This window comes from Kitasatospora sp. NPDC054795 (assembly GCF_053611565.1).
In genome coordinates this window covers 11193-34216 of the sequence record NZ_JBSHAP010000048.1, presented here as the reverse complement: position 1 = coordinate 34216, position 23024 = coordinate 11193, and the positions used below count along the sequence as shown (strand labels likewise).

General features: G+C 71.2%; 20 protein-coding genes. 11 read left to right on the top strand and 9 right to left on the bottom strand.

The window, feature by feature from the left end; translation table 11 throughout:
- Positions 1-118 precede the first annotated feature (118 nt).
- The 5 genes from ACWGJO_RS18985 to ACWGJO_RS18965 form a co-directional block, all read right to left on the bottom strand.
- Positions 119-3160: an alpha-mannosidase gene (locus tag ACWGJO_RS18985; RefSeq protein ID WP_452185169.1), complete on the bottom strand. Its 3042-nt coding sequence runs from the start codon at positions 3158-3160 to the stop codon at positions 119-121.
- A gap of 44 nt (positions 3161-3204) precedes the next feature.
- Positions 3205-4461, bottom strand: a complete 1257-nt coding sequence (locus tag ACWGJO_RS18980; protein ID WP_452185167.1) for a glycoside hydrolase 5 family protein — start codon at positions 4459-4461, stop codon at positions 3205-3207.
- A 58-nt stretch (positions 4462-4519) separates the two neighbouring features.
- Positions 4520-5443, bottom strand: coding sequence for a carbohydrate ABC transporter permease (locus tag ACWGJO_RS18975; protein WP_452185165.1), 924 nt, complete (start codon positions 5441-5443; stop codon positions 4520-4522).
- 6 nt (positions 5444-5449) lie between these two features.
- Positions 5450-6322 carry a carbohydrate ABC transporter permease gene (locus ACWGJO_RS18970; RefSeq protein WP_359904771.1) on the bottom strand — a complete coding sequence of 291 codons (873 nt, stop codon included), beginning with the start codon at positions 6320-6322 and terminating at the stop codon, positions 5450-5452.
- A gap of 254 nt (positions 6323-6576) precedes the next feature.
- The gene (locus ACWGJO_RS18965; RefSeq protein ID WP_452185163.1) at positions 6577-7866 is read right to left on the bottom strand and encodes an ABC transporter substrate-binding protein; all 1290 of its coding nucleotides are present in this window, start codon (positions 7864-7866) and stop codon (positions 6577-6579) included.
- Positions 7867-8017: 151 nt separating this feature from the next.
- Here ACWGJO_RS18965 and ACWGJO_RS18960 point away from each other — a divergent pair, with 151 nt between their 5' ends.
- The 4 genes from ACWGJO_RS18960 to ACWGJO_RS18945 all read left to right on the top strand — a co-directional run bounded on the left by ACWGJO_RS18960 (position 8018) and on the right by ACWGJO_RS18945 (position 16805).
- Positions 8018-9199, top strand: coding sequence for a substrate-binding domain-containing protein (locus tag ACWGJO_RS18960; protein WP_452185161.1), 1182 nt, complete (start codon positions 8018-8020; stop codon positions 9197-9199).
- Positions 9200-9433: 234 nt separating this feature from the next.
- Positions 9434-11878, top strand: coding sequence for an endo-beta-N-acetylglucosaminidase (locus ACWGJO_RS18955; protein ID WP_452185159.1), 2445 nt, complete (start codon positions 9434-9436; stop codon positions 11876-11878).
- 53 nt (positions 11879-11931) lie between these two features.
- A complete protein-coding gene (locus tag ACWGJO_RS18950) occupies positions 11932-16113 on the top strand; it encodes a glycoside hydrolase family 38 N-terminal domain-containing protein (protein ID WP_452185157.1) in 4182 nt (1393 codons plus the stop codon).
- Positions 16110-16805: a DUF7158 domain-containing protein gene (locus ACWGJO_RS18945; protein ID WP_452185155.1), complete on the top strand. Its 696-nt coding sequence runs from the start codon at positions 16110-16112 to the stop codon at positions 16803-16805. Before ACWGJO_RS18950 ends, ACWGJO_RS18945 begins: the two co-directional genes overlap by 4 nt.
- A gap of 63 nt (positions 16806-16868) precedes the next feature.
- On the opposite strand, the gene ACWGJO_RS18940 is transcribed toward ACWGJO_RS18945, so the two are convergent.
- Positions 16869-18047 (bottom strand): methyltransferase domain-containing protein, encoded by a 1179-nt coding sequence (locus tag ACWGJO_RS18940; RefSeq protein WP_452185153.1) that lies wholly within the window; start codon positions 18045-18047, stop codon positions 16869-16871.
- Complete coding sequence (locus tag ACWGJO_RS18935) at positions 18044-18193, bottom strand: hypothetical protein (protein WP_401114315.1); 150 nt, start codon at positions 18191-18193, stop codon at positions 18044-18046. The genes ACWGJO_RS18940 and ACWGJO_RS18935 overlap by 4 nt, the downstream gene beginning before the upstream one ends.
- A 232-nt stretch (positions 18194-18425) precedes the next feature.
- Between ACWGJO_RS18935 and ACWGJO_RS18930 the strand changes: the two genes are divergently transcribed.
- The 4 genes from ACWGJO_RS18930 to ACWGJO_RS18915 all read left to right on the top strand — a co-directional run bounded on the left by ACWGJO_RS18930 (position 18426) and on the right by ACWGJO_RS18915 (position 20671).
- Positions 18426-18680 (top strand): hypothetical protein, encoded by a 255-nt coding sequence (locus ACWGJO_RS18930; RefSeq protein ID WP_452185151.1) that lies wholly within the window; start codon positions 18426-18428, stop codon positions 18678-18680.
- The gene (locus ACWGJO_RS18925) at positions 18652-19167 is read left to right on the top strand and encodes a DUF6879 family protein (protein ID WP_452185149.1); all 516 of its coding nucleotides are present in this window, start codon (positions 18652-18654) and stop codon (positions 19165-19167) included. Before ACWGJO_RS18930 ends, ACWGJO_RS18925 begins: the two co-directional genes overlap by 29 nt.
- 14 nt (positions 19168-19181) lie before the next feature.
- On the top strand, positions 19182-20030 hold the full coding sequence (locus ACWGJO_RS18920; RefSeq protein WP_452185147.1) for a helix-turn-helix domain-containing protein: 849 nt from the start codon (positions 19182-19184) through the stop codon (positions 20028-20030).
- Between the two features lie 113 nt (positions 20031-20143).
- Positions 20144-20671, top strand: coding sequence for a DUF6879 family protein (locus ACWGJO_RS18915; RefSeq protein WP_452185145.1), 528 nt, complete (start codon positions 20144-20146; stop codon positions 20669-20671).
- A 2-nt stretch (positions 20672-20673) separates the two neighbouring features.
- On the opposite strand, the gene ACWGJO_RS18910 is transcribed toward ACWGJO_RS18915, so the two are convergent.
- Together ACWGJO_RS18910 and ACWGJO_RS18905 are read right to left on the bottom strand one after the other, a co-directional pair.
- Positions 20674-21009, bottom strand: a complete 336-nt coding sequence (locus ACWGJO_RS18910; protein ID WP_452185144.1) for a DUF397 domain-containing protein — start codon at positions 21007-21009, stop codon at positions 20674-20676.
- Positions 21002-21868: a helix-turn-helix domain-containing protein gene (locus ACWGJO_RS18905; RefSeq protein ID WP_452185142.1), complete on the bottom strand. Its 867-nt coding sequence runs from the start codon at positions 21866-21868 to the stop codon at positions 21002-21004. Before ACWGJO_RS18905 ends, ACWGJO_RS18910 begins: the two co-directional genes overlap by 8 nt.
- A 521-nt stretch (positions 21869-22389) precedes the next feature.
- Here ACWGJO_RS18905 and ACWGJO_RS18900 point away from each other — a divergent pair.
- From ACWGJO_RS18900 to ACWGJO_RS18890, 3 genes are read left to right on the top strand one after another with little or no spacing between them, the layout of a single operon-like run.
- Positions 22390-22533 (top strand): ATP-binding protein, encoded by a 144-nt coding sequence (locus ACWGJO_RS18900; RefSeq protein ID WP_452185140.1) that lies wholly within the window; start codon positions 22390-22392, stop codon positions 22531-22533.
- Positions 22530-22775, top strand: a complete 246-nt coding sequence (locus tag ACWGJO_RS18895; protein ID WP_452185138.1) for a hypothetical protein — start codon at positions 22530-22532, stop codon at positions 22773-22775. The genes ACWGJO_RS18900 and ACWGJO_RS18895 overlap by 4 nt, the downstream gene beginning before the upstream one ends.
- The gene (locus tag ACWGJO_RS18890; protein ID WP_452185136.1) at positions 22772-22945 is read left to right on the top strand and encodes a hypothetical protein; all 174 of its coding nucleotides are present in this window, start codon (positions 22772-22774) and stop codon (positions 22943-22945) included. The genes ACWGJO_RS18895 and ACWGJO_RS18890 overlap by 4 nt, the downstream gene beginning before the upstream one ends.
- Positions 22946-23024 lie beyond the last annotated feature (79 nt).

The following is a 23024-nucleotide window of genomic DNA, read 5'->3' as shown; positions in this document are numbered from 1 at the left end:
AAATATCGTCGGCTGCGTCAGTTGTTTATAAGAGACCGGGGTGCGCGGCAGGGTGGGCTCCAGGAAGTCGGGGGGCGGCGCCCCGGCCGCGGGGCCGGGGCGCCGGACAGCGTAGACGTCAGGCCGTCGCCCGCAGGCGCAGGGTGACCAACTCGAACGGGCGCAGCGCGAGGCGCACCGCGCCGTCCTTGACGGACACCTCGCCGCGGGTACCGTCCCAGGGCCGCTCCAGCAGGTCGCAGGGGACGGCGCCGGCCAGCGGGAAGGAGGTGGTCAGCCGGCCCCGGGCGCGGCCGCCGCCGGCCTCGTAGACCCGCACGATCAGGTCCCCGCTGCGGTCGTCGGCGAGCTTGACGGCGCTCACCACCAGAGCGTCGTTGTCCAGCTCCACCAGCGGCGCGACCCGCTCGGCGCTGCCGGTGACGCGCCGCTCGGGCAGGCCGATCCGGTAGCCCTCGCGGACGGCGTCGCCGATCGCCGCGCCGGGCACCAGGGCGTGCCGGAAGCGGTGCAGGCCCTGGTCGGTCCTCGGATCGGGGAAGCGCGGGGCGCGCAGCAGCGAGAAGCGGACCGTGGTGGTGGTCCCGCCGTCGTCGGGGCGCACGGTGCGGGTGACGTCGTGGCCGTAGGTGGAGGCGGTGACCAGGGCGACGCCCCAGCCGGGCTCGTCGAAGTGGACGAAGCGGTGGTTGCAGGCCTCGAACTTGGCGGCGTCCCAGCTGGTGTTGGTGTGGGTGGGCCGGTAGAGGTGGCCGAACTGGGTCTCGGCGGCGTAGCGCTCGGTGTGGACGTCGAGCGGGAAGGCGGCCTTGAGGAACTTCTCGGTCTCGTGCCAGTCGACCTCGGTGTCGATGTCCACGCGCTGTTCGCCGGCCGGCAGGGTGAGGGTCTGGACGACGGTGGAGGAGCCGAAGGAGCGGGTGATCCGCGCCGAGGCCGCGGCGGGGGACGCGGCGGCGGTGAGCGAGTCCACGCCGGTCAGGTCGGTGACGGTGTTGCGGTAGAACTGGTCCACGTCCCAGGCGTCCCACATGTTGGGAAAGTCGGGGTGCAGCTGGAGCAGGTTGGCCCGGCTGCCGGGGGCGACGCTCTCCCGGCCGGTCGCGAGCTCGACCACCGAGGCGATCAGCCCGTCCGCGTCCACGACGACCTCCAGCAGGCCGTTGCGCAGCGTGAAGCCGCCCTCGGCGCGCTCGACGGCCTCGCAGGTTCCGCTCGGCGGGGCGGTGGCGCCGGCCCCGCCGCCCGGCACCGCCGAGCGGGTGTGCGGCGCCGCGTTGAACACCAGCTCGCGCCCGCCCGAGGGCGCCCCGGCCAGTGCCTGCTGGGCCGCGCCGATCAGCCCCTTCAGCTCGCCCGCCAGCGCCGCGTACGTCGCCTCGGCCTCGCGGTGCACCCAGGCGATGGACGAGCCGGGCAGGATGTCGTGGAACTGGTGCAGCAGTACGGTCTTCCAGATCCGGTCCAGCTGTTCGTACGGGTACTCCGCACCGGTGCGCAAGGTGGCGGTAGCGCACCAGAGTTCGGCCTCGCGCAGCAGGTTCTCGCTGCGCCGGTTGCCCTGCTTGGTCTTCGCCTGGCTGGTCAGGGTGGCCCGGTGCAGCTCCAGGTAGAGCTCGCCGACCCAGACCGGCGGGTTCGGGTACTCGGCCTCGGCCCTGGCGAAGAACTCGGCGGGGTTCTCCCAGCGGACGGTGGCCGAGCCCTCCAGGTCGTTCATCCGGGCCGCCTTGGCGACCATCTCGCGCGTCGTGCCGCCGCCGCCGTCGCCCCAGCCGGTCGGGGCGAGCGAGTGCCGGGCGACGCCCTTGTCCTTGAAGTTCTTCGCCGCGTGGGCGATCTCGCTGCCCTTCATCGAGCAGTTGTAGGTGTCGACGGGCGGGAAGTGGGTGAAGATCCTGGTCCCGTCGATGCCCTCCCAGAGGAAGGTGTGGTGCGGGAACTTGTTGATCTGGCTCCACGAGATCTTCTGCGTCAGCAGCCACTTGGAGCCGGCGTTGCGGATGATCTGCGGCAGGCCGCCGGTGAAGCCGAAGGTGTCCGGCAGCCAGGCCTCGTGGTTCTCCACCCCGAACTCGTCCAGGAAGAACCGCTTGCCGTGCACGAACTGCCGGGCCATCGCCTCCGAGCTCGGCATGTTGGTGTCGGACTCCACCCACATGCCGCCCGCCGGGACGAACCGGCCCTCGGCGACGGCCTTCCGCACCCGCGCGTACACCTCGGGGCGGTGCTCCTTGATCCAGGCGAACTGCTGAGCCTGGGACATGGTGTAGCGGAAGTCCGGCTCGTCCTCCAGCAGCGCCGTCATGTTGGCGGTGGTGCGGGCCACCTTGCGGACGGTCTCGCGCAGCGGCCAGAGCCAGGCCGAGTCGATGTGCGCGTGGCCGATCGCGCTGATCCGGTGCGCGGAGGGCGCGGCGGGCGCGGCCAGTACCCCTTCGAGCTGCGAACGGGCGGCCGCGGCAGTGCCGTTGACGTCCTGGAGGTCGACGGCGTCGAGCGCCCGCTCGACCGCGCGCAGGATGTCCCAGCGGCGGGCGCCCTCCACCGGCAGCTCGGCCATCAGCTCGCCGAGCACCTCCAGGTCCAGCACGAGCTGCCAGACCGTCTCGTCGAAGACGGCCAGGTCCATCCGGGCCAGCTTGTACTGCGGCTGGTCGCCGGACGTCTCCTTGTCGCCCAACTCGGTGGGCAGGAAGGGGTGGTAGTCCAGGATGACCGGGTTGGAGGCGGCCTCGACGTGCAGCAGCACCTGCTCGCCGCCGGCCGCCGGTGCGGCGATCCGCACCCACTGGTTCTGCGGGTTGAGGCCCTTCACCGGGGAGCCGTCCGGGCGGTAGACCAGGCCCTCGCACTGGAAACCGGGCATGTTGGCGTCGAAACCGAGGTCGATCAGCGCCTCGACGGTGCGTCCGGCCCAGGCCTCGGGGACGGTACCGGTCACGGTGATCCAGCTGGTGCCCCAGGGCGCGCCCCAGGCGTCGCCCACCGCGATCGGGGTGCGCGGGGCGGCCAGGCCCTCGGCGACCGGGACGGGCTCGCCGGGGGCCGTCCAGATGCCGACCTCCAGCGGGACGGACTCGGGGTACACGGCCGGGCGAATGCGCTCGTCCAGGACGCGCTTGAGGCGGGACTCGACCAGGGTGCGGTCATCGTGCATGTCAGCGGGCTCCGTTGCGGGCTGGGTTGCGGGCTGGGTCGCGGTCAGAGAGAACGTACGTCGCCGGGGTGGACCACCTCGGTGATGCCGCGCGCGGCGAGGTGGGCGCGGTCCTCGGCGCGCTCGCCGAGGACCGCGGTCGGGCGGGAGCCCGCCTCGGCGAGGCGCATGAACGCCTCGTACGCCGAACCGCCGGGGCCGCAGACCGAGCGGCCGGGCGAGGTGACCTCGTCGCCGGTGGCGATGACCACGGCGGTGCTGCGCGGCTTCGGCGGCTGCCAGGACCGGCGGGCCTCGGCGGCGGCCTCGGCGAGCCGGGCACCGGCCGGTTTGACCTTCCGGTCGGTGGTCAACAGGCCGAGGCTGTACTCCAGTTCGGGGAAGTCGGCGAGCGAGCGGTCCACGTCGTGCGAGCACCACCAGGTGACGCCCCACAGGTCCGGGCAGTCCAGGACGGCCTCCACGGTGGCGCCGGTGAAGCGCGCGGCGTCCTCGGCCGTGATGTGCGGGGCGGGCGCGCCGACCTCCTGCAGCCAGACCGGGCGGGCCGGGTCGTCCGCCCAGGCCTTGGACAGCTCGACCAGGTACGCGGCGTGCTGCGCGGTGGCGGTGGAGTGCGCGCCGTAGCGCTGGGCGGTGCCGTTGAACACCCAGGAGTGCACGGCGGTCGCGGTGCCGATCCGGGCCGAGTGCCAGGGCGTGAACGGGTGCTCGTCCAGGTACCAGGCCGCGTCGTACGAGGCGTGCAGGTGCAGCCGGCCGGGGGCGCCCTGCTCGCAGGCGGCGAGCATCCGGCGCAGCCAGGCCTCCGCCTCGGCGGGGGTCGCCCGGTCCGGGTCGGGGTGCGGGGCGCCGGAGAACTGGTTGATCTCGTTGCCGAGCGTCATTCCGAGGAAGTTGGGCCGCTCGCGCAGCGCCCCGGCGAGGGTGCGCAGGTAGGCGGCCTGGCCGTCGAGGACCTCGGGGTCGGTGAAGATGTTGCGCCGGTGCCAGGTCCGCGTCCAGGACGGGAGGAAGTCGAAGCTGGACAGGTGGCCCTGCAGGCCGTCCACGGCGACGTCCAGTCCGCGCTCGCCGGCCGCGTCCACCAGGGCCGTCAGCTGCTCGACGGCGCGCGGGCGGACCAGGGTGCGGTTGGGCTGGAAGACCGGCCAGAGCGGGAAGACCCGGACGTGGTCCAGGCCGAGGGCGGCGATGGAGTCGAAGTCGGCGCGCACGGCGTCGAGGTCGAAGTCGAGCCAGTGGTGGAACCAGCCGGCGCTGGGGGTGTAGTTGACGCCGAAGCGGGGGGCGGTGGCCATCGGAGAGCTTCCTCAACGGGTGTGGGGCGTACGGACGGTGGGCCATCCCTGGGGCGGGCTATCCCTTGACGGCTCCCTCCTCGACGCCCTTGAAGAAGAAGCGCTGGCAGACGCCGAACACCACGACGATCGGCAGGAAGGCGATCATGGTGCCGGCCGCGATCAGCCGCGGGTTGGCGGAGAAGGTGCCGTTGAGGTACTGGAGCCCGACGGTGAGGGTGTACTTCTGCGGATCGTTGAGCACGATCAGCGGCCACAGGAAGTCGTCCCACGCGCCGATGAAGGTGAAGATCACGATCACGCTGAGCATCCCGCGCACGTTCGGCAGACCGATGTGCCACAGCCGCTGCCAGACGTTGGCGCCGTCCACCAGCGCGGCCTGGTCGAGTTCGGCCGGCACGGCGGCGAAGGCGGTGCGCATCAGCAGCACGTTGAGCATCGCGATCGAGCCGGGCAGCGCGACCCCGGCCAGGCTGTCGGCCAGGCCGAGACCGCGCACCAGCACGTACTGGGAGACGATGGTGACCTCGCCGGGCAGGATCAGGGTGGCGAGGAAGAGGCCGAGGACGAGCTTCGCCCCGCGGAAGCGCAGCCGGGCGAGCGCGTAGCCGGCCAGGGTGCAGCCGACCACGTTGCCGGTGATGCAGACCACGGCGACGATCACCGAGTTGAGCGCGTAGGTCCACACCGGGATGACGTCGGCGACCTTGCCGTAGTTGCCCAGGGTCGGCTGGTCGGGCAGGAAGCTCGGGGTGCGGGTGTAGACATCCTCGGCGGGGCCCTTGAGGGAGGTGGACAGCTGCCACAGGAAGGGGCCGATGACCAGCAGCAGGACCAGCACCAGGAGCAGGTAGCGGGCGGCGGTCTGCGCGGTGGAGGGGGTGTTGAAGCCCCGGGAGCGCCTGGCGGGCCCGGTGGGGTGGGTGGGGCCGGCGGGCTCGGTGGTCGCGTCGTGGGACCGGGACGTACGGACGGTGGTCATGGGAGGTCAGGCCGCCTTCCGGTTCAGCCGCATCAGGAACAGCATCGGGCCGAGGGTGACGACGAACAGCAGCAGGCTGAGCGCCGAGGCGTAGCCCAGGTGCCCGTTGAAGCCGCGGCTGTACATCTGGATCAGCATCACCACCGACATGTCCCGGCCGCCGGGGCCGCCCAGGCCGTTGGAGAGCACGTACAGCTCGGAGAAGACGCGCAGCGAGCTCACCGAGATCAGCGCCGAGATCAGGATCATGGTCGGGCGCACCCCGGGCAGGGTGACGTGCCAGAACCGGTGCAGCGGGCCGGCGCCGTCCACGGCCGCGGCCTCGTGCAGCTCGCGCGGGACGTTGGCGAGCGCGGACAGGTAGATGACCATGTAGTAGCCGAGGCCCTTCCAGACGGTCAGGGCGATCGCGCTGAACAGCAGCAGCCAGCGGTCGGTCAGGAAGGCGACCGGGGAGCCGGCCAGCCCGGCCTGCTGCAGCAGACCGTTGGCCAGGCCCCGTTCGTCCAGCACCCAGCCCCAGATCAGCGCCACCACGACGGCGGAGGCGATCACCGGGGTGTAGAAGGCGGTGCGGAAGAACGTGATGCCGGGGATCCGGCGCTGCACCAGCAGGGCGAGCAGCAGCGGTAGGACGGTCAGCAGGGGCAGGCAGACCAGCATGAACACGATGCTGTTGAGCAGGGCGTCGGCGAGCTGCTCGTCGTCCAGCAGCCGGCCGAAGTTCTCCAGTCCGGTGAACCGCCCGCCGCCCAGGGGCTTGGCGTTGGTGAAGGACAGGATCACCGTGTTGACGGCCGGCCAGAGGTTGAAGACGGCCAGCCAGACTATCGCGGGCCCGGCGAGCAGCCAGGGGGTGAACCAACGCCGGTGGGTCATGCCGTGCCTTCCTGGGGCCTGGGGGTGGTGCGGGTGGTTCCCGGGAGCGGCGGGCGCGGGGGAGCCCGCCGCCGGTCGCCGGTACGAGGGGGTGGGGCGCCGCGGGGAGGGTGTGCCGGCGCGGGAGGTCGTGCCGGTGCGGGGAGGCGGTGCCGGTGCGGCGCCGCGGGCCCGGCGGGGTTCGGGCGAGGCCTCGGTGGGGTCGGGCGAGGCCTCGGTGGGGTCGGGCGAGGCCTCGGTGGGGCCCGGTGGGGTCAGCCCTTGAGCAGCTTGTTGCACTGCTCGACGGCGGTGTCCAGTGCCTGCTTGGAGCTGGTGTCACCGCTGATGGCCAGCGCGAACTGCTGCTTGATGACGGTGCCCATCGCGTCGTCCACCTCGACGGGCTGGATCAGCTTGGCCTTGGCGAGCGAGGTGAAGGCGATCACCTTGGCGTCGCCCGCGTTGGTGCCGTCGCTCTTGCTGAAGAACGGGTCGTTCGCGGAGGCCTTGGTGGACGGGAACACGCTGGTCAGGTGGGCGAAGGCGGCCTGGTTCTCGGGGCTGGTCACCCAGCGGGCGAGGGCCACGGCGGCGGCCGGGTTCCTGGTGTTCTTCGGGATGGACAGGCCCTGGACGTACAGCGGCGGGGTGGCCATCGCGGGGGAGGGGACGACCTTCGGGGCGAGGGTCGGGTTGTCGGTGGCGAGGCTGGTGATGTAGTTGCCGCCGCCGGTGGTCCAGGCCACCGTGCCGGAGCTGAAGAGCTTGGAGTTGCCGGCGTAGGTGTCGGTCAGCACTCCGTTCGGCATCAGGCCCTCCTTGAAGGCGTCGCGGTACTTGTCGAGCAGCGCGGCGGCCTCGGGGGTGTTGAAGGTGAAGGACTTGCCGTCGTCGGACATGATCTTCACGCCGATGTTGTACAGGTCTCCGATGCCCGGCTTGCGGCTCATCAGATAGGTCTGGCCGCCGGACTTCTCCTTCATCGTCCGGGCCTGGGCGATCAGCTCGTCCAGGCCGGACGGGGGCTTCTGCGGGTCCAGGCCGTTCTTCGTCAGGAGTTCCGAACTCCAGTAGTTCACATCGGTGTTGAGGTACCAGGGGTAGCCGAAGGTGCCCTGGTAGCCGTTGAACCGGTAGGCGTCGACGCCGCCGGGGACGTACTCCTCGGCGAGCTTCGGGTCGGCCTTGGCGACGTCCAGCAGGACGTCCTTCTTCGCCAGCGGGAAGGCGAAGTCCGGCGGGAGGTTGACCACGTCGGGCAGGCTGCCGGCGGCGGCCTGGCTGAGCACCTTGTCGGAGTAGCCCTCGCCGGGCTGGTCCAGCCAGTCGACCTCGATGCCGGGGTACTTCTTCTTGAAGCCGTCGATCACGCCCTGCATGTAGTCGGTGAACTTCGGCTTGAGCGCCCAGGTCTGGAGCGAGACCTTGCCCTTGACCTCGCCGGTGGCGGCCGCACTCGCCACCGCGTCGCTGTCCTTGGTGTCGCCGGAGCCGAGTCCGCAGCCGGTGAGCGCGGCGCTGGCGAGCGCGGTCGTGGTCAGTGCCGCCCAGATTCTTCGCATGAGGGTCTCCCGGTCCTGGGGGTGGGTGGGGGATCGTGCCGAGCTCGGGGGTTGTGCCGGATTCCGCAACCTGACTAACTAAACCGGTCTAGCTATGCCAGGGACTATGCTCCCGCCTAAACTTGGATGTCAAGAGAAGGAGTCGGGTTCAGTGGGCAGACCGACGATCGCCGACATCGCCCGCCGGGCCGGTGTCTCCAAGGGCGCGGTGTCCTTCGCGCTCAACGGCCGCCCCGGCGTCAGCGAGGCGACCAGGGCCCGGATCCTGGGTGTCGCCGAGGAGATGAACTGGCGCCCGCACAGCGCCGCGCGCGCCCTCGGCGGAGCCCGGGCCGACGCCGTCGGCCTGGTGATCGCCCGGCCGGCCCGCACCATCGGCGTCGAGCCGTTCTTCAGCCAACTGCTGTCCGGGCTCCAGGCGGTGCTCTCTGCCAGAGCGGTCGCGCTGCACCTGATGGTGGTCGAGGACACCGCCGCCGAGATCGAGGTCTACCGGGGCTGGGCCTCCGAGCACCGGGTGGACGGCTTCATCGTGGTCGACCTGCAGGTCAAGGACCCGCGGCTGCCGGTCCTCGACGAACTCGGGCTGCCCGCGGTGGTGCTGGGCGGGCCCGGCAAGGGCGGCAACCAGCTGCGGATCTGGGCCGACGATCGGGAGGCGATGCTCTCGATCGTCGACTACCTGGCCGCCATCGGGCACCGCAGGATCGCCCACCTCGCCGGGCTGCCGCACTTCCAGCACACCCAGCGCCGGATCCGCGCACTGCGCGACGCCTCGCGCCGGCTCGGGCTGGAGGAGGCGGTGTCGGTGCCCACCGACTTCAGCGACGCCGAGGGCGCGGCCGCCACCCGGACCCTGCTGTCCCGGGCCAGGCGGCCCACCGCGATCGTCTACGACAGCGACGTGATGGCCGTCGCCGGGCTCGGCGTAGCGGGGGAGATGGGCGTCGCGGTGCCCGGCGAGCTGTCCATCGTCTCCTTCGACGACTCGGTGCTCGCCCGGATCGTCCACCCGCCGCTGACCGCGCTCAGCCGGGACACCTTCGCGCTCGGGGAGCAGGTCGCGCGCAGCCTGCTGGCCGCGCTGGACGAGGCCGGGCCGGGGCGGGACCTCCAGATGCCCACGCCGCGGCTGACCGTGCGGGAGTCGACCTCGCCGCCGGGGGCCGGGCCGGCCGGCTCCCCGGAGGTCCCCTCCGGCGCTTCGCCCGCCGGGCCGCCTTCCGGTTCCGCGGCGGGTTCGCCCTCCGGTTCCGTCGCCGACTCCGTTGCGGGTTCCCCCGGCCGGGTGGATGCCGCGCGCATCGTTGACAGCGGTTCTGAACCGGTTTAGCCTCGCAGCGCCGAGCGGGCTCCGCTCGGCGCGCTCCGCCGCACTCCGTCCGGCTCCCGCCGCCCGTCCCGCTCCCCGCCGCGCCCGTACGTCCCCGTACGTCCCCATGCGCCGAGGAAGCCCGGCGGCGGCACGACCCCCACTCGATCCAGCACCGGCACGCCCGCATGCAGCCGGGCCCGTCCGCGACGGCGGGCCCGCCCCCACCCTCCTCCGCTCGATCGGAGCCATCGCATGTCACGACGCCTCCCCCTGCTGCTCAGCGCCGCCCTCGCGACGGCCGCGCTGACCGCCGTCCCCGCGGCCCGGGCCGACCCGATACCCGCCGTGGCGCCCGCCGTCACCGCCGGCTCGGGCACCCAGCCCTTCGCCTCGTACTGGTACCCCAACAGCATCCTGACCTGGGACCCGGCCACCGACCCGGACGCCCGCTTCAACCGCTCCCGCGTCCCGCTCCAGCCGCGCACCGGCGACCCGGCGCTGCGGGCCAACCCCAACGCCCGTGCCGGAGAGGGGAAGATCGCCTCCCTGGTCTCCTTCGGTCCCACCTCCAACAACCCCTCGCAGGGTTCCGCCGATCCCAACTACTACGCCTTCGGCTACTGGCAGTACGTCGACAAGCTGGTGTTCTGGGGCGGTTCGGCCGGCGAGGGCCTGATCCTCGCCCCCAACCCGACCGTGATCGACGCCGCCCACCGCAACGGCGTCAAGGTGTACGGCACGGTCTTCTTCCCGCCCGGCGCGTACGGCGGCCAGCTCCAGTGGGTGCGCGACTTCGTCCAGAAGTCCGGCGGCCGCTACCCCGTCGCCGACAAGCTCGTCCAGGCCGCGCAGTACTACGGCTTCGACGGCTGGTTCATCAACCAGGAGACCGGCGGCGGCGATTCGGCGCTGGCGGGCGAAGTGCGCAACCTGATGCAGTACAGCAAGGCACAGAGCGGCACCGAGTTCATGTGGTACGACGCGATGACCACCTCCGGCTCCGTCAACTGGCAGAACGCCCTCACCTCCGCCAACTCGCCCTTCCTGCAGGAGGGTTCCAAGCGGACCTCGGACTCGATGTTCCTGAACTTCGGATGGTCGGCGAGCGGCCTGAACTCCTCCCGGGCGCTGGCCCGGCAGCTCGGCCGCAGCGAGTACGACCTCTACTCCGGCATCGACACCGAGGCCAACGGCTACAACACCGGCGTGGACTGGAACACCCTCTTCCCGTCCGGGCAGCCGCACACCACCTCGCTCGGCCTCTACCGCCCGGAGTGGACCTGGAAGTCCGCCACCGACCGCGCCGACTTCTACGCCAAGGACGCCCGCTACTGGGTCGGCGCCAACAACGACCCGTCCCGGATCGACCTCTCGGCGGGCTGGCCCGGGCTGGCCGGTTACGTGGCCGAGTCCTCGCCGATCACCGCCAAGCCCTTCGTCACCAACTTCGGCACGGGGCAGGGCGACTTCTACAACGCGGCCGGTACCCGGGTCGCCACCGGCGGCTGGAACAACCTCTCGCTCCAGGACGTCCCGCCCACCTACCGCTGGATGGTGGAGTCGACCGGCAGCAGGCTCACCCCGTCCGTCGACTTCACCGACGCCTACCAGGGCGGCTCCTCACTCCGGTTGAGCGGAAAGCTCGACGCCGCCAACACCGTACGGCTGTACCAGACGAAACTGCCGGTTGCCGCGAACACCAGGCTGGACCTGGTGGTCAAGACCCCGGCCGCCGGGCCCACGAAGCTCAAGGCCGCCGTGTCGTTCACGGACTCCCCGAGCAGCTTCAGCACGGTCGACGTCGGCGCCAACACCGGCACCGGCTGGGAGCGGCACACCCTCGACCTCTCCCCGTACGCGGGCCGCACCGTCGCCCAGATCGCGCTGCGGGCCGAGGGCGGCGACCCGGCGTACGACCTCCGGGTCGGACAGATCGCCCTCTACGACGGTGCGGTGGAGACCCCGGCGGCCCCGGCCGGCCTCACCGTGCTCGGCGCGAGCGACGTGACCGCCGGTACCAGCCAGTCCCTGCGGCTGTCCTGGACGGCGGCGCCCGGCGGCAACGTCCACCACTACGAGGTCTACCGGCGCAACGCGGACGGCAGCCGCAGCTTCCTCGGAGCCACGCCCAATGACGCGTACTTCGTCGGGCGGCTCGACCGGGCGGGCGGCGAGAACGCCACCACGCTGGACGTCGAGGCGGTGTCCACCACCTACGGCCGCTCGGCCGCCGCCTCCACCACGGTGAGCTGGAACGGCACCCCGCCGACCTCCGTCAACCTGGCGCTCAACCGCCCGGCCACCGCCTCCGGCCAGTGCAACGCCAACGAGGGCCCGGCCAAGGCCGTCAACGGCAGCGTCAGCGGCGGGACCGGCGACAAGTGGTGCGCGCTGACCTCCGCCAAGTGGCTGGAGGTGGACCTCGGTTCGGCGAAGCAGCTGTCGAAGTTCGTGGTCAAGCACGCGGCGGCGGGCGGCGAGAGCGCCTCGTACAACACCCGTGACTTCGCCATCCAGGTCCGCTCGGGCGCGAACGACCCCTGGACGACCGTCGCCGACGTCACCGGGAACACGGCCGGCACCACCACCCACCCGGTGAACACCACCGCCCGCTACGTCCGGCTGGTGGTCAACACGCCGACTCAGAACGGCGATCCGGCCGCCCGCGTCTACGAGTTCGAGGCCTGGGGCGCGTAGCTCCGCTGTACCGCGCTGCCCGCGCCGCCCTGTTCGAGGAAAGGAAGCACCCCGTGCCGGTCACCATCACCGCCGTCGAGAGCACCGATCTGTTCGTCGGCCCCGAGGACGCCCCGCGCCAAGTGCTGCGGGTCGCGCTGGAGGGCCCGGCCGCCCGGATCACGGTCAGCGGCCCGGGCGTCCGCGGCGAGGCGACCGGCACGGGCCTGGTCGAGGTCCCGCTGGAGATCAGCGGGGCCTCGCCCGGCGACCGGCTGCCCGTCACCGTGCGGGCCTCGGACGCCGTCGCGGAGGCGAGCGTGGACGTCGCCGAGCCCGGCTGGACGATGTTCCTGGTCTCGCACTTCCACTACGACCCGGTCTGGTGGAACACCCAGGCCGCCTACACCTCCCCGTGGGAACTGCTCTCCGCCGACGCCACCACCCGGCCGCTGTGGGAGCGCAACGGCTTCGCCCTCGTCGACGCGCACCTGGACCTGGCCCTGCGGGACCCGGTGTACAAGTTCGTGCTCGCCGAAGTCGACTACCTGAAGCCGTACTTCGACCAGCACCCGGAGCGCCGCGAGACCCTGCGGCTGCTGCTGGAACGCGGCCAGGTCGAACTCGTCGGCGGCACCTACAACGAGCCGAACACCAACCTCACCGGCGCAGAGACCACCATCCGCAACATCGTCCACGGCATCGGCTACCAGCGTGACATCCTCGGCGGCGACCCGCGGACCGCCTGGCAGCTCGACGTGTTCGGGCACGACCCGCAGTTCCCCGGCCACCTCGCCGCGGCCGGCCTCACCGGCAGCGCCTGGGCGCGCGGCCCCTTCCACCAGTGGGGCCCGATCCAGAAGAACTTCCGCGAGGCCAAGGACGACGCCCGGGTGATGCAGTTCCCGAGCGAGTTCGAGTGGATCTCCCCCGGCGGGGATGGCGTGCTCACCCACTACATGCCGCACCACTACTCGGCCGGCTGGTGGATGGACTCCTCCCCGGACCTCGCCACCGCCGAACAGGCCGTCTACGAGCTGTACCGCAAGCTCAAGCCCGTCGGGGCGACGAAGAACCTGCTGCTGCCGGTGGGGACGGACTACACCCCGCCGAACAAGTGGGTCACCGAGATCCACCGCTCCTGGGCCGCCAGGTACCTCTGGCCCCGGTTTGTCTGCGCCGCCCCGCGCGACTTCCTCGACGCCGTCCGCGCCGAGCTGGCGGCCACCGGTCGGCGGCCCAGCCCGCAGACCCGCGACATGAACCCGGTGTACACCGGCAAGGACGTCTCCTACATCGACACCAAGCAGGCCCAACGGGCCGGCGAGGTCGCGGCCGTGGACGCGGAGAAGCTCGCCACGCTCGCCTCCGTGCACGGCCTCGGCCGCTACCCGGCCGCCGCGCTCGACAAGGTCTGGCGCCAACTCGCCTACGGCGCCCACCACGATGCGATCACCGGCTCCGAGTCCGACCAGGTGTACCTGGACCTGCTCGGCGGCTGGCGGGAGGCGTACGACCTGGCGTCCGGCGTACGCGACGCGGCTCTGGACGCTCTCGCGGGGTGGATCTGCACGGCGGGGGCGGGCTCGGCGATCGTGGTGACCAACACGCTCTCCTTCGACCGGACCGACCTCGTCACGGTCGAACTGCCCGACGGCGTAAGGTCGGTGCGGGTGCTCGACGACCGGGGCGGCGCGGTTCCGAGCGCCGTCGACCGGGGAACGCTGCGCTTCCTGGCCACCGACGTGCCCGCGCTCGGCTGGCGCACCTGGCGGCTGGTGGAGGGGGCGGCGGAGCAGCCGTGGACGGCGGCCGACGGCTTCGTGATCGAGGGCGACCGCTACCGCGTCACCGCCGACCCGGCGCGCGGCGGCGGCCTCAGCTCCGTGCGGGACCTGCTGCACGACCGGGAGTTGATCCAGGACGGCCGGATCGGCAACGAGCTGCGGGTGTACGAGGAGTACCCGCAGCACCCCGACTTCGGCGAGGGCCCCTGGCACCTGGTGCCCAGCGGTCCGGTGGTCGGCTCCGGGGACGGCGAGGCGTCCGTCCGCCGGGAGACCGGGCCGCTCGGCGAGCGCCTCGTGATCGAGGGCACGGTCGACTCCGTCCGCTACGAGCAGACCGTCACGCTCTGGCGCGGCCTCGACCACGTGGACTGCCGCACCCGGGTGGTGGACTACGCCGGCGCCGACCGGCTGCTGCGGCTGCGCTTCCCGGTGGACGTCCCCGGCGGCCTGCCCGTCAGCGAGGTCGCGGGCGCGGTCGTCGGGCGCGGCTTCGCGATGCCGGACGGGGACTCGGCGGAGGCGCCGTGGACGCTGGACAACCCCGCCAACACCTGGTTCGGGCTCGGCGCCACGGCGCGGGTCGAGCTGACCGATGCGGCGGGGACGGCCGTCGGCTCCCGCGCCCTCGGAGTGGCGGAGGTCGTCGTCCCCACGCTGGACGACGCCGCCGACGCCCGTCCGCTGGTCGTCGCCCTCGCCCGGGTCGGCGTCACCGCCACCACCTCGGGGGCGGACTGGGCGCGGTACGGCTGGCTGGAGGTGGACTCCAATCTGCCGGACTTTCGGATCGTCGTCGGTGGGCCCGAAGTCAACGATGCAGCCAGGGAGTTGATCTCGCTGGCGGGGGAGGAGTACGCCGCCGCCCTGAAGGCGCACGGCGCGGTGTGGGTGCCCGCCGTGACCCCGCTCGCCGAGGTCTGGCGGCCGGACGCCGACCTGCGCGACCTGCGGGCGCTGCCGGCGCTCGTAGTCTCCGACGTGGCGGCGCTGGTCGACGACCTGGCCGACGCCCGGATCACCGCCGTCTGCCCGTCCGCCGCTTCCGAGCAACTGGCCGACCACACTGTCGCGTTGCTGACCTTCGGCCTGCCCGGCTTCGCCGTCGACACCACCGGCGCCCTGCACCTGTCGCTGATGCGCTCCTGCACCGGCTGGCCCTCGGGCGTCTGGATCGACCCGCCCCGGCGCACCCTGCCCGACGGCGCATCCTTCCAGCTCCAGCACTGGACCCACGAGTTCGGCTACGCGCTGGTGGCCGGGGACGGCGACTGGCGGGACCAGGCGCTGCCCGCCCAGGGCCAGGGGTTCAACCACCCGCTGTACGCCCGGATCGCCCCGGCACAGGACGGGCCGCTACCGGCCACCCTGTCCTGGCTGCGGATCGAACCGCAGCGCGAGGTGCTGCTCGGGACGCTCAAACCGGCCGGCAACCCGATCGCGCACGGCTCGGCGGCGCCGGTCGGGCGCGAACTCACCGTCCGGCTGGTCGAGTCGACCGGCCTCGGGCGGACAGCACGGCTCGGCGGCGCCCTCGGGCTCGGCTCCTTCCAGGCTGCCGACCTGCTGGAACGCCCACGTCCCTGCGATGGCTCCGCCCTCGACCTCGCCGGTTCGCAGATCGCCACCCTGCTCGCGACCCCGGCCGTCACCGCCCCGCCGAGCGAGGCGGAGCTCGGCCCGACAGCAGAGGTCGCCCAACCCGTCCACGCCCGCTACTGGCTCCACAACCGGGGCCCGGCACCCCTCGGCTACCTGCCGGTGTCCATCGGCGCCTCGCCCGGGCTGCTGCGAACGGCGGGGGAGCCGGTGACGCTGTCGATCGCGCTCTCCTCCCAGCTGACGGACGCGGCGGTCGAGGGCACGGCCGTCGTGCTGCCGCCCGACGGCTGGACGACCAGCCTCGGCAGCCGCCCGTACCGGCTGGAGGCCGGCGGACACCTGCGCTTCCCGGTCACGGTCACCCCGCCCGCCGGCGCCGAGGCCGGGCTGTACTTCGCGGCCGTCCGGATCGAGCACGACGGCCAGCAGGTCGAGGATGTGGTGACCATCGCCGTCGGCGACCTGCCCGGCTTCCTGCCCGTCCCCGGCGACACCCCCGAGGACTGGACGATCGCCCAGGGCACCAAGGCCACCACCGGCCGAGACACCGGGCTGTCCGTCGAGGTCGCGCACGAGACCCTGCGCCTCACCCCCGGCGGCCGGGCCGCCCTTGCGCTCACCCTCACCAACCGCACCCGCGGCGAGATCCGCGGTGAGCTGCAACTGGTCTCGCCGTGGGGCACCTGGGAGGCCATTGCCGAGCCCGTACGCGGGTTCACCGTCCCGGCCGACTCGACCACGACCGTCGATTTCCCCATCACCGTCCGCGAATCCACCAACCCCGGCTCGTCCTGGGCGCTCGCCAAGGTCATGTGGTTCGGCCGCTGCCAGTACGCCCCGACCGTCGCCCTGGTGGTGGAGGCATGACCCTCGGCCTGCTCGACGGACACCCCCTCCCGCGTACGGCCCTCGACCACCGCCTCGCCGCCCTGCGGACCGGCCCGCGCTCCACCGCCCTGCCGCAGCCCGGTAGTTCGGAGGACCGTCAGCTCACCCGCTGGGTCGCCCAGGTTCTGCTGACCGAGGCCCTCTGCGAGGCGGTGGCCGCCGAGCGCAACCTGCCGGTCGGCTCCTCACTTCCTGCCCACCTCGACCACCAAGCCGCCGTCGAACTCGGCTCCATCACCGCGGCCGCCTTCGAGGGCAGCCCCGCCGTCCGCGCCGTCTACGACTCCGTGACGGCCGACACCGAGCCCTCACCCACCGACATCGCCCACTACCGCACCATGACCACCCGCCCGGCGGCCGAGCGCTGGAAACTGGCCCTCCCCGACGGCCAGTTCGAGGCCGACCCCGACACCCTCCCGACGGCCCTCGCCGAAGCCCTCCGCGCGGCGCCAGAGGGCGAGTGGATCACCGCCGGCCCCTGGACGGCCGCCCTCCTCGCCACCCGCACCACCCCGGGCAGTGACGACCCCACCCCCGCCCTGCGACAGGCCGCCCGCCGAGCCGCCTTCGTCCGCTGGCTCGACCACGAAAGGGCCCACCGCCTCACCCTGGTAGAGGGTCTGGAACACCCGGGCGACCCCGCCCAGCCCGACAACCACCACCGCCACTGAGAAGAGACCCTTCCCGGTCGGCCCTTCGCTCCACGGAGCGAAGGGCCGACCGGCTGGTGGGCGTCACCCTTGGTGTGGCACCGGATTGTCCGGGGAATCGAGCCACACGGTGTGGGTGGCCGAGGTAACGGTGAGGCCGAACCGGTCGAAGCCGGGGCGGCCCCGGTCGTTCCACCAGCGCCAGACGGTCTCCACCTCGTCCCAGAGGTTCCGGGGTCCGGACTGGTACACCTCGTACTCCGTGCGGTCCCGTTCGTAGTCGGCGGAGGCCCACGACAGGGTGTCGCGACTGTAGAGCCACAGCGTGTAGGCGCCGTTCTCGTAGCGCTCCGCCCGCCAGAACGCGCCGGGCACACCCGCCCCGATGACGAACTGCCCGAACCATCCGCCGGTGTCGGGAGGGGCCAGTGCGCTGGTGCTTCTCACCCCGTCGGCAGGCCACTCCTGCCCGCACAGGTACTCCTCGAACGGCGGTCGGGCCGTGCGCTGCTGGCGCAGCCGCATGAACGCGGAGCTCCGAGTGAACCTGCCGCTCGCGCTGGTCCCGTCGCCGTTCACGGTCAGCCGGACGATCTGCTCACCGCCGTACTCGGTGCCGAACGGTGCCACGATGATCCCGCCGGGGGACGACTGCTCCAGCCACGCCGAGGGGATTTCCAGCAGGGAGCAGGTGGCGATGATCCGGTCGTAGGGAGCGCCGTGCGGCCAGCCGTTTCGTCCGTCGCCCTCGACCACGGTCGGCGCGAACCCGGCCTTGTCCAGGTTCTTCCGGGCGCCGCGTGCGACGCAGGGGTCGTACTCGACGGTTACCACGTTGGGGTCGCCCAGGCGGTGGGCCAGGAGGCCCGCGTTCCATCCGGTGCCGGTTCCGACCTCCATCGCCCTGTTGCCCGGGTGTACGTCGAGGTCCTGGAGCATCGAGAACACCATGGTGGGCATGGAGTTGGATGAGGTCGGTGTCGTGCCGAGTCCGTCGCCCTCGTGTTCGCCGTCGTCCCACTGCGTGGTCAGCGGGACGTTCGAGTAGACCGCGCGCCGCCAGCCGTCGGGGTCCTGAGAGCGGTGCACCACGGGGTTCTGCCGGGTGCCGTCCGCGATGCCGGGCCAGATGCGGTCCGGGACGAACAGCTCGCGGGGTACGGCTTCGAAGGAGGGTAGCCAGTCCGAGGAGAGCGCCCCGCCGGCCACCAGCGCGGAGGCGAGCCCCTCGGGGCCCGCCTCCCTGTGCGTCTCGCTGGTCACTTGCCGCTTCCGCCCGCCGGGGACGAACCGTCCGAGGTGTTGCCACCTTCGTCGGAGCCGCCGCCGCCGTGCCCGGCGCCCTTGTTGCTGTCGTCCTGCTGGCCGCCGCCCTTGCCGTCGCCGGAACCGCCTCCGTGCTTGGCCATGTGCGTCTCCTCTCTGCAGGTCAGGCTGAGGTGGCTCCCCCTGCCTGTCGAGTGCTTCGGTGATTCTCACCGATGCTGGCGACGCTACGGATGGCGCGGCCTCGCACTCTATGAACTTGCATGAGCTTGCACGTCAATTGGTCTGCAGAATAGCGGTCTTGACAGCAAAGCCACTGCTCAGAAAGGCTCTGCAAGCCTGAGCAAGCAAGGACCTAGACCCAGGGAGCTGGCCATGGCCGTGGAGTTCGTCGGCATCGACCCCAACACCGACCGGGATCACTGCCCCACTGTGTGGGTGGACCCGGAGGCTCAGGAGATCCTGTTCCAGGGGTGGAACCCGCGCCCCGAGACTCAGACGGAGTGCGAGGGGAGTAGCCCGGCGAACGGCTCGGTGCCCGACGACGAGGCCATTGTCAGGCTTCCGGCCCGGATGGTGCCCATGATCAGGGAGGCGTGTGATGTCATCGAGCGTGCCCGACTTCGCTGAGCTGCTTGAGCAGTGCCAACAGTCCGCTGTCCATCTGGAGCTGCGGGACTCCTACGCCGCGACCGATCGGTTCGAGGCGTGGCAGCGCGGTGAGCGGATCAACTGGGAGGACCGTGAGTCCTGGTGGCATCCCTACGACCAGCTGATCGCGGACGCCGTGGCACGGGGCGTGGTCATCCGTCGAGCCCGAGTCGTTTCCGAGCCCGTGTCCGACTACATCCGGTGGGAACACTACGTCACCCACGCCAATGTCACGGCGGGTGAGCAGGTCCGCTGGCTGCCGCGGCGGCAGGCCACGATCATCCCACTGCCGGGGAACGACTTCTGGCTGTTCGACGGTGCGCTGCTTCGGGTACACCACTTCTCGGGAGACGGCGCGGTGGTCGAGGACGAGATCACGGCAGACCCCGAAGCCGTGAAGCTGTGCACGACCGCGTTCGAAGCGGTCTGGGAGCTCGCAATCCCGCACCAGTTGTACGAAATCTGACGAAGGCCGGCTCCATGCCCGCGCATCCCTCTCCGAACGTCCAGAAGGCCCGCGAAGCCCTTGCCGGCCGGTTGAGCGAGATTCGGAAAGACGTCGGGATCAGCGGGCGGGAGCTGGCCGTCAGGTGCGGCTGGTCGGAATCGAAGTCATCCCGAATCGAGAACGCAAAGACGGCTCCCTCCGACGCGGACATCAGGGCCTGGTGTCACGCCTGCGGTGCCGGCGATCAAGTCTTGGACTTGATCGCCGCCAACCGGCAGTCCACTGACACTCATGTGCAGTGGAAGCGACTCCAGCGAAGTGGGCTTCGTCGTCTGCAGGAGTCCACGGGGGACCTGTACCAGCAGACGAAGGCATTCCGGGTCTACGTATCGGACGTGGTCCCCGGGTTCCTCCAGACACCCGGGTACGCCACCGCCCTGCTGTCGTCGATCGCTGACTTCCGCGGCACCCCGAACGACGTGAGCGAAGCCGTGGCGGCCCGAATGAAGCGCAACGCGGTGCTGAGCAGTGGCGGACGCCGGTTCTCGTTCGTACTGGAGGAGTCCGTGTTGCGGTACCGCGTGTGCAGCGCTGAGAGCATGGCGGCTCAACTGGGCCACTTGCTCGCAGCGATGGATCTCCGGAACGTCGCCCTGGGCGTCATCCCCTTCGCGGCGCAGCGGACCGTGTGGCCCATGCCGACCTTCACGATCTTCGATGACACCCGCGTCCACGCGGACACACTGGATGCCGCGTCCACGCTCGTGCAACCCGGCCAGGTCGAACTGTATGCCCGAGCCTTTGATCGACTGTCGCGGGGCGCCGTGCGGGGCGTCGCAGCACGCTCACTCGTCACGAACGCTTTGGCATACCTGGATTGATGGAGAAGGCCGCATGACCACGACGGCGCCCGGCCACACCGTCGGTATCCCCGGGCATGGGAACGTGACCCGTATCCCGCCGCGCATGGCGGCGGTCATCAGGAAGGCGCTCGATGATGCAGAACGTGCCGGACTTCTCTGAGCTGCTGGCCGCTGCCCAGCACTCCGCGGTGCACCTGGAGATGCGGGACTCCTACGGCATCGCCAGTGAGGCCGAGGAGTTCGAGCAGTTCAAGCGGACCGGGGTCCACCCTGATGTCGACCCCGACTCCGGTGGCTGGTCCGGCTGGGTGTCGAAGATCCGGGACGCCGTCACCCGGGGTGTGGTGGTGCGCCGAGCCCGGATCGTTTCAGAACCGGTGACGGACTACATCCGGTACGAGCATGCCGGAACCGTCGTGAACCTTGCGGCCGGTGAGCAGGTGCGGTGGCTCCCTCGCCGCCAGGCGTCCGACATCGCGCTGCCCGGAAACGACTTCTGGCTGTTCGACGGCAGGATCGTCCGCTTCAACCACTTCACCGGCGACGGTGCGTCCGGTGGGCCGGAGATGTGCGACGACCCCGCCGTGGCGACACTCTGCGCCGAGGCGTTCGAGGCGGTGTGGGAGCGAGCGATCCCGCACGAGAACTACATGGTCTGACATCAGCAGCGGACAGCCGGCTGAGTCGAGTCTGTCAGTCGAGAGGGGGGAGACGCTTTGCGTTCCAGGAAGCGCTGAAAGCCGGAAACGCTGAGTGTGGTGCATCGGCGGCCCATACCAAAGCCGGGCCAACGGCCGCCCACTAACTTGGCGTGGTGGTCGAACTCGCCGGCCTTGGCGGCGTGGAGGAACCTGGCGAAAGCTGCTGGGGGCGTTCTGGCTATGACCTCGCCGTCGTCGGACTCCCGTATCTCGATGGACCCGTTGAGGGTGCGCACCTCGACGCAGTTGTCATTGGCGGCCGAGTAGCTGGACTTTTGCCAGGCAGAACTATCCATGCTTGCTTTCCAGTTCGTCTTCGAGGGACCGAATGAGGTCACGTGATTCTCTCTCGGAGAGGGCACTCGACTCCATCTGGGCGATGAGGGCCCGGAATCTCGACAGGTGGGCAGGTGTCTCGAAGAGCCGACCGCCGTGACCTGTATCCATCTGTGCCGTGTCCAGCTCGGTGATCGACCCGGCCGCGTAGGTGAAGTTCTCGCTGGGGCTCGGGACGACGTTGGCGTCGAACGGGACCACTCGAACCGAGATGTTCGCATGCCTGGAGTCGGCGACGAGGGCATTGAGCTGGGCGGCCAGGATCTTTGGTCCGCAGAACTGCATGTGCAAGGCCGTCTCGTGGATGAACGCGGCATAGGGCGTCGTGCCGGACCGTACGATGTGCTGTCGTCGCATCCGGAAGGCCGTCCGGAGGTCGACCTGGTGATCCGGTAGTGGCGGGTAGGTCTGGGCGAACAGGACGTGGGCGTAGTCGCTGGTCTGGAGCATCCCGGGTATGAAGGTGGACGTGTACGTCGTGAGCCGCTGTGCGCCGGCCTCGAGTTCTGCGATCTCCAGGAAGTCGACGGCCAGGCTTGCTCGGTACTCCTCCCACCAGCCGCTCCTCTCCCGAACCGCGATGATGTCGGCCAAGGCGTCGATCAGGTTCTGATCGGCACACAGGCAGGCTTCGGCGATCGCATGCAGGCGATCCAGGGCCACACTGGTCTTGCCGGATTCCATCTGTGTGACGTGGGCCGGACTCACGCCGAGTGTGCGGGCGAGTTGGGTGCCGCCGAGACCGGCTTGTTCTCGCATCCTTCGTAGCTCTGCTCCCAGACGGCGCTGGCGAAGAGTCGGGTTGCTGCGACCGGGCATGACGTCCTCTCGGTGTTCCTGGGATCAGTGTGCCGGTTCGGTCGAAGGTAGGGGCATTCGTCCCCCGGAAGCGGGAACTTCCCTGCAGATACCTAATTTTAAGTTCCACTGCCCCTAGGGTTGATGCCATACCGATCCGACGGTGCGTCAATAACGCCTGTTCCCACGGGCAGCAGGCGCCTGCTGCCCGCGCACCGCAGAGCAGTCACACGCGGCATCAACCAGCCCCGCCCTGGCTTGGCTCACGGCGACGAATCCGCCGGCTCACCCCTCCCCACACCACCGCCTCACGGAGGTTCCCGTGTGCACCCGTAACACCCCCTCGATCACTCTCACCCGGCAGGCCCTGCGAGACGTCCTGGTCCGCGCCGCCTGGGACCCCGAGACCGTCTTCAACGCCGAGCTCGCCCTCTGCGAGCTCATCGTCAACGCTTGGCGGCACGGCGCCACCGCCGCCCCCGTCGTCTACTTTCTCCCTCCTCGGCTGCACCCTCCGCGTCTCCGTCGCGGACGAGAGCGACGTGCTCCCCGAGCAGCGCAGCCCCGCCGACCTCGGAGAGTGCGGCCGCGGCCTCCAGCTCGTCCAGGGGCTGACCCACCGCTGGGGTGTCGACCCCCAGAAGCGCGGCAAGGTCGTCTGGTACGAGCTGGAGGCGCTCGCGTGACCCGCGAACCCGTCGCGCCGGACGACCCCCGGATGCGCGACTGCACCGGGCCGCAGATCACGGCCCTCCTGGGCGAGTTGCACAGGCGCGGAATGCCGTACGGGCTCCTCTGGGGGTCCGCCGCGCCCGGCGAGTCCACGATCGACGGCCGTATCCTGGTCGACTTCGGCAACGCGCCGGTGAGCACGCTGATGAACCTGCTCCACCTCCTGCCCGGCCCGGACGGGGACGGACACGGATGAGTCCCGGAACCGCCGCCTTCCTGGTCGGCGCCGCGTTCGCGGTCCTCCTGGCGCCCGCGTTCGCCACCGTCGCCCTCGGTGTGATCACGGCCCTCCGGATGTTCAGGCCGGATGCGCACGTCGAACCCGAACGCCGGAACCAGGACCCGACCCGGCGCGTACCTGCCTGACCGCGCCACCCGCGGCCGGGGGGGGGGCGGCGGGGAGCGGCGGCGGGCGGGGGGGGCGGGGCGGGAGCGCGGGCCCCCC

Bases quoted from the DNA above. Each gene is read 5' to 3' on its own strand.
- ACWGJO_RS18935 (WP_401114315.1), bottom strand. From the start codon at position 18,193: ATGGCCAAGCACGGAGGCGGTTCCGGCGACGGCAAGGGCGGCGGCCAG.
- ACWGJO_RS18905 (WP_452185142.1), bottom strand. From the start codon at position 21,868: ATGCCCGGTCGCAGCAACCCGACTCTTCGCCAGCGCCGTCTGGGAGCA.
- ACWGJO_RS18970 (WP_359904771.1), bottom strand. From the start codon at position 6,322: ATGACCCACCGGCGTTGGTTCACCCCCTGGCTGCTCGCCGGGCCCGCG.
- ACWGJO_RS18965 (WP_452185163.1), bottom strand. From the start codon at position 7,866: ATGCGAAGAATCTGGGCGGCACTGACCACGACCGCGCTCGCCAGCGCC.
- ACWGJO_RS18985 (WP_452185169.1), bottom strand. From the start codon at position 3,160: ATGCACGATGACCGCACCCTGGTCGAGTCCCGCCTCAAGCGCGTCCTG.
- ACWGJO_RS18955 (WP_452185159.1), top strand. From the start codon at position 9,434: ATGTCACGACGCCTCCCCCTGCTGCTCAGCGCCGCCCTCGCGACGGCC.
- ACWGJO_RS18890 (WP_452185136.1), top strand. From the start codon at position 22,772: ATGAGTCCCGGAACCGCCGCCTTCCTGGTCGGCGCCGCGTTCGCGGTC.
- ACWGJO_RS18920 (WP_452185147.1), top strand. From the start codon at position 19,182: ATGCCCGCGCATCCCTCTCCGAACGTCCAGAAGGCCCGCGAAGCCCTT.
- ACWGJO_RS18925 (WP_452185149.1), top strand. From the start codon at position 18,652: ATGTCATCGAGCGTGCCCGACTTCGCTGAGCTGCTTGAGCAGTGCCAA.
- ACWGJO_RS18980 (WP_452185167.1), bottom strand. From the start codon at position 4,461: ATGGCCACCGCCCCCCGCTTCGGCGTCAACTACACCCCCAGCGCCGGC.
- ACWGJO_RS18945 (WP_452185155.1), top strand. From the start codon at position 16,110: ATGACCCTCGGCCTGCTCGACGGACACCCCCTCCCGCGTACGGCCCTC.
- ACWGJO_RS18915 (WP_452185145.1), top strand. From the start codon at position 20,144: ATGATGCAGAACGTGCCGGACTTCTCTGAGCTGCTGGCCGCTGCCCAG.
- ACWGJO_RS18975 (WP_452185165.1), bottom strand. From the start codon at position 5,443: ATGACCACCGTCCGTACGTCCCGGTCCCACGACGCGACCACCGAGCCC.
- ACWGJO_RS18930 (WP_452185151.1), top strand. From the start codon at position 18,426: ATGGCCGTGGAGTTCGTCGGCATCGACCCCAACACCGACCGGGATCAC.
- ACWGJO_RS18910 (WP_452185144.1), bottom strand. From the start codon at position 21,009: ATGGATAGTTCTGCCTGGCAAAAGTCCAGCTACTCGGCCGCCAATGAC.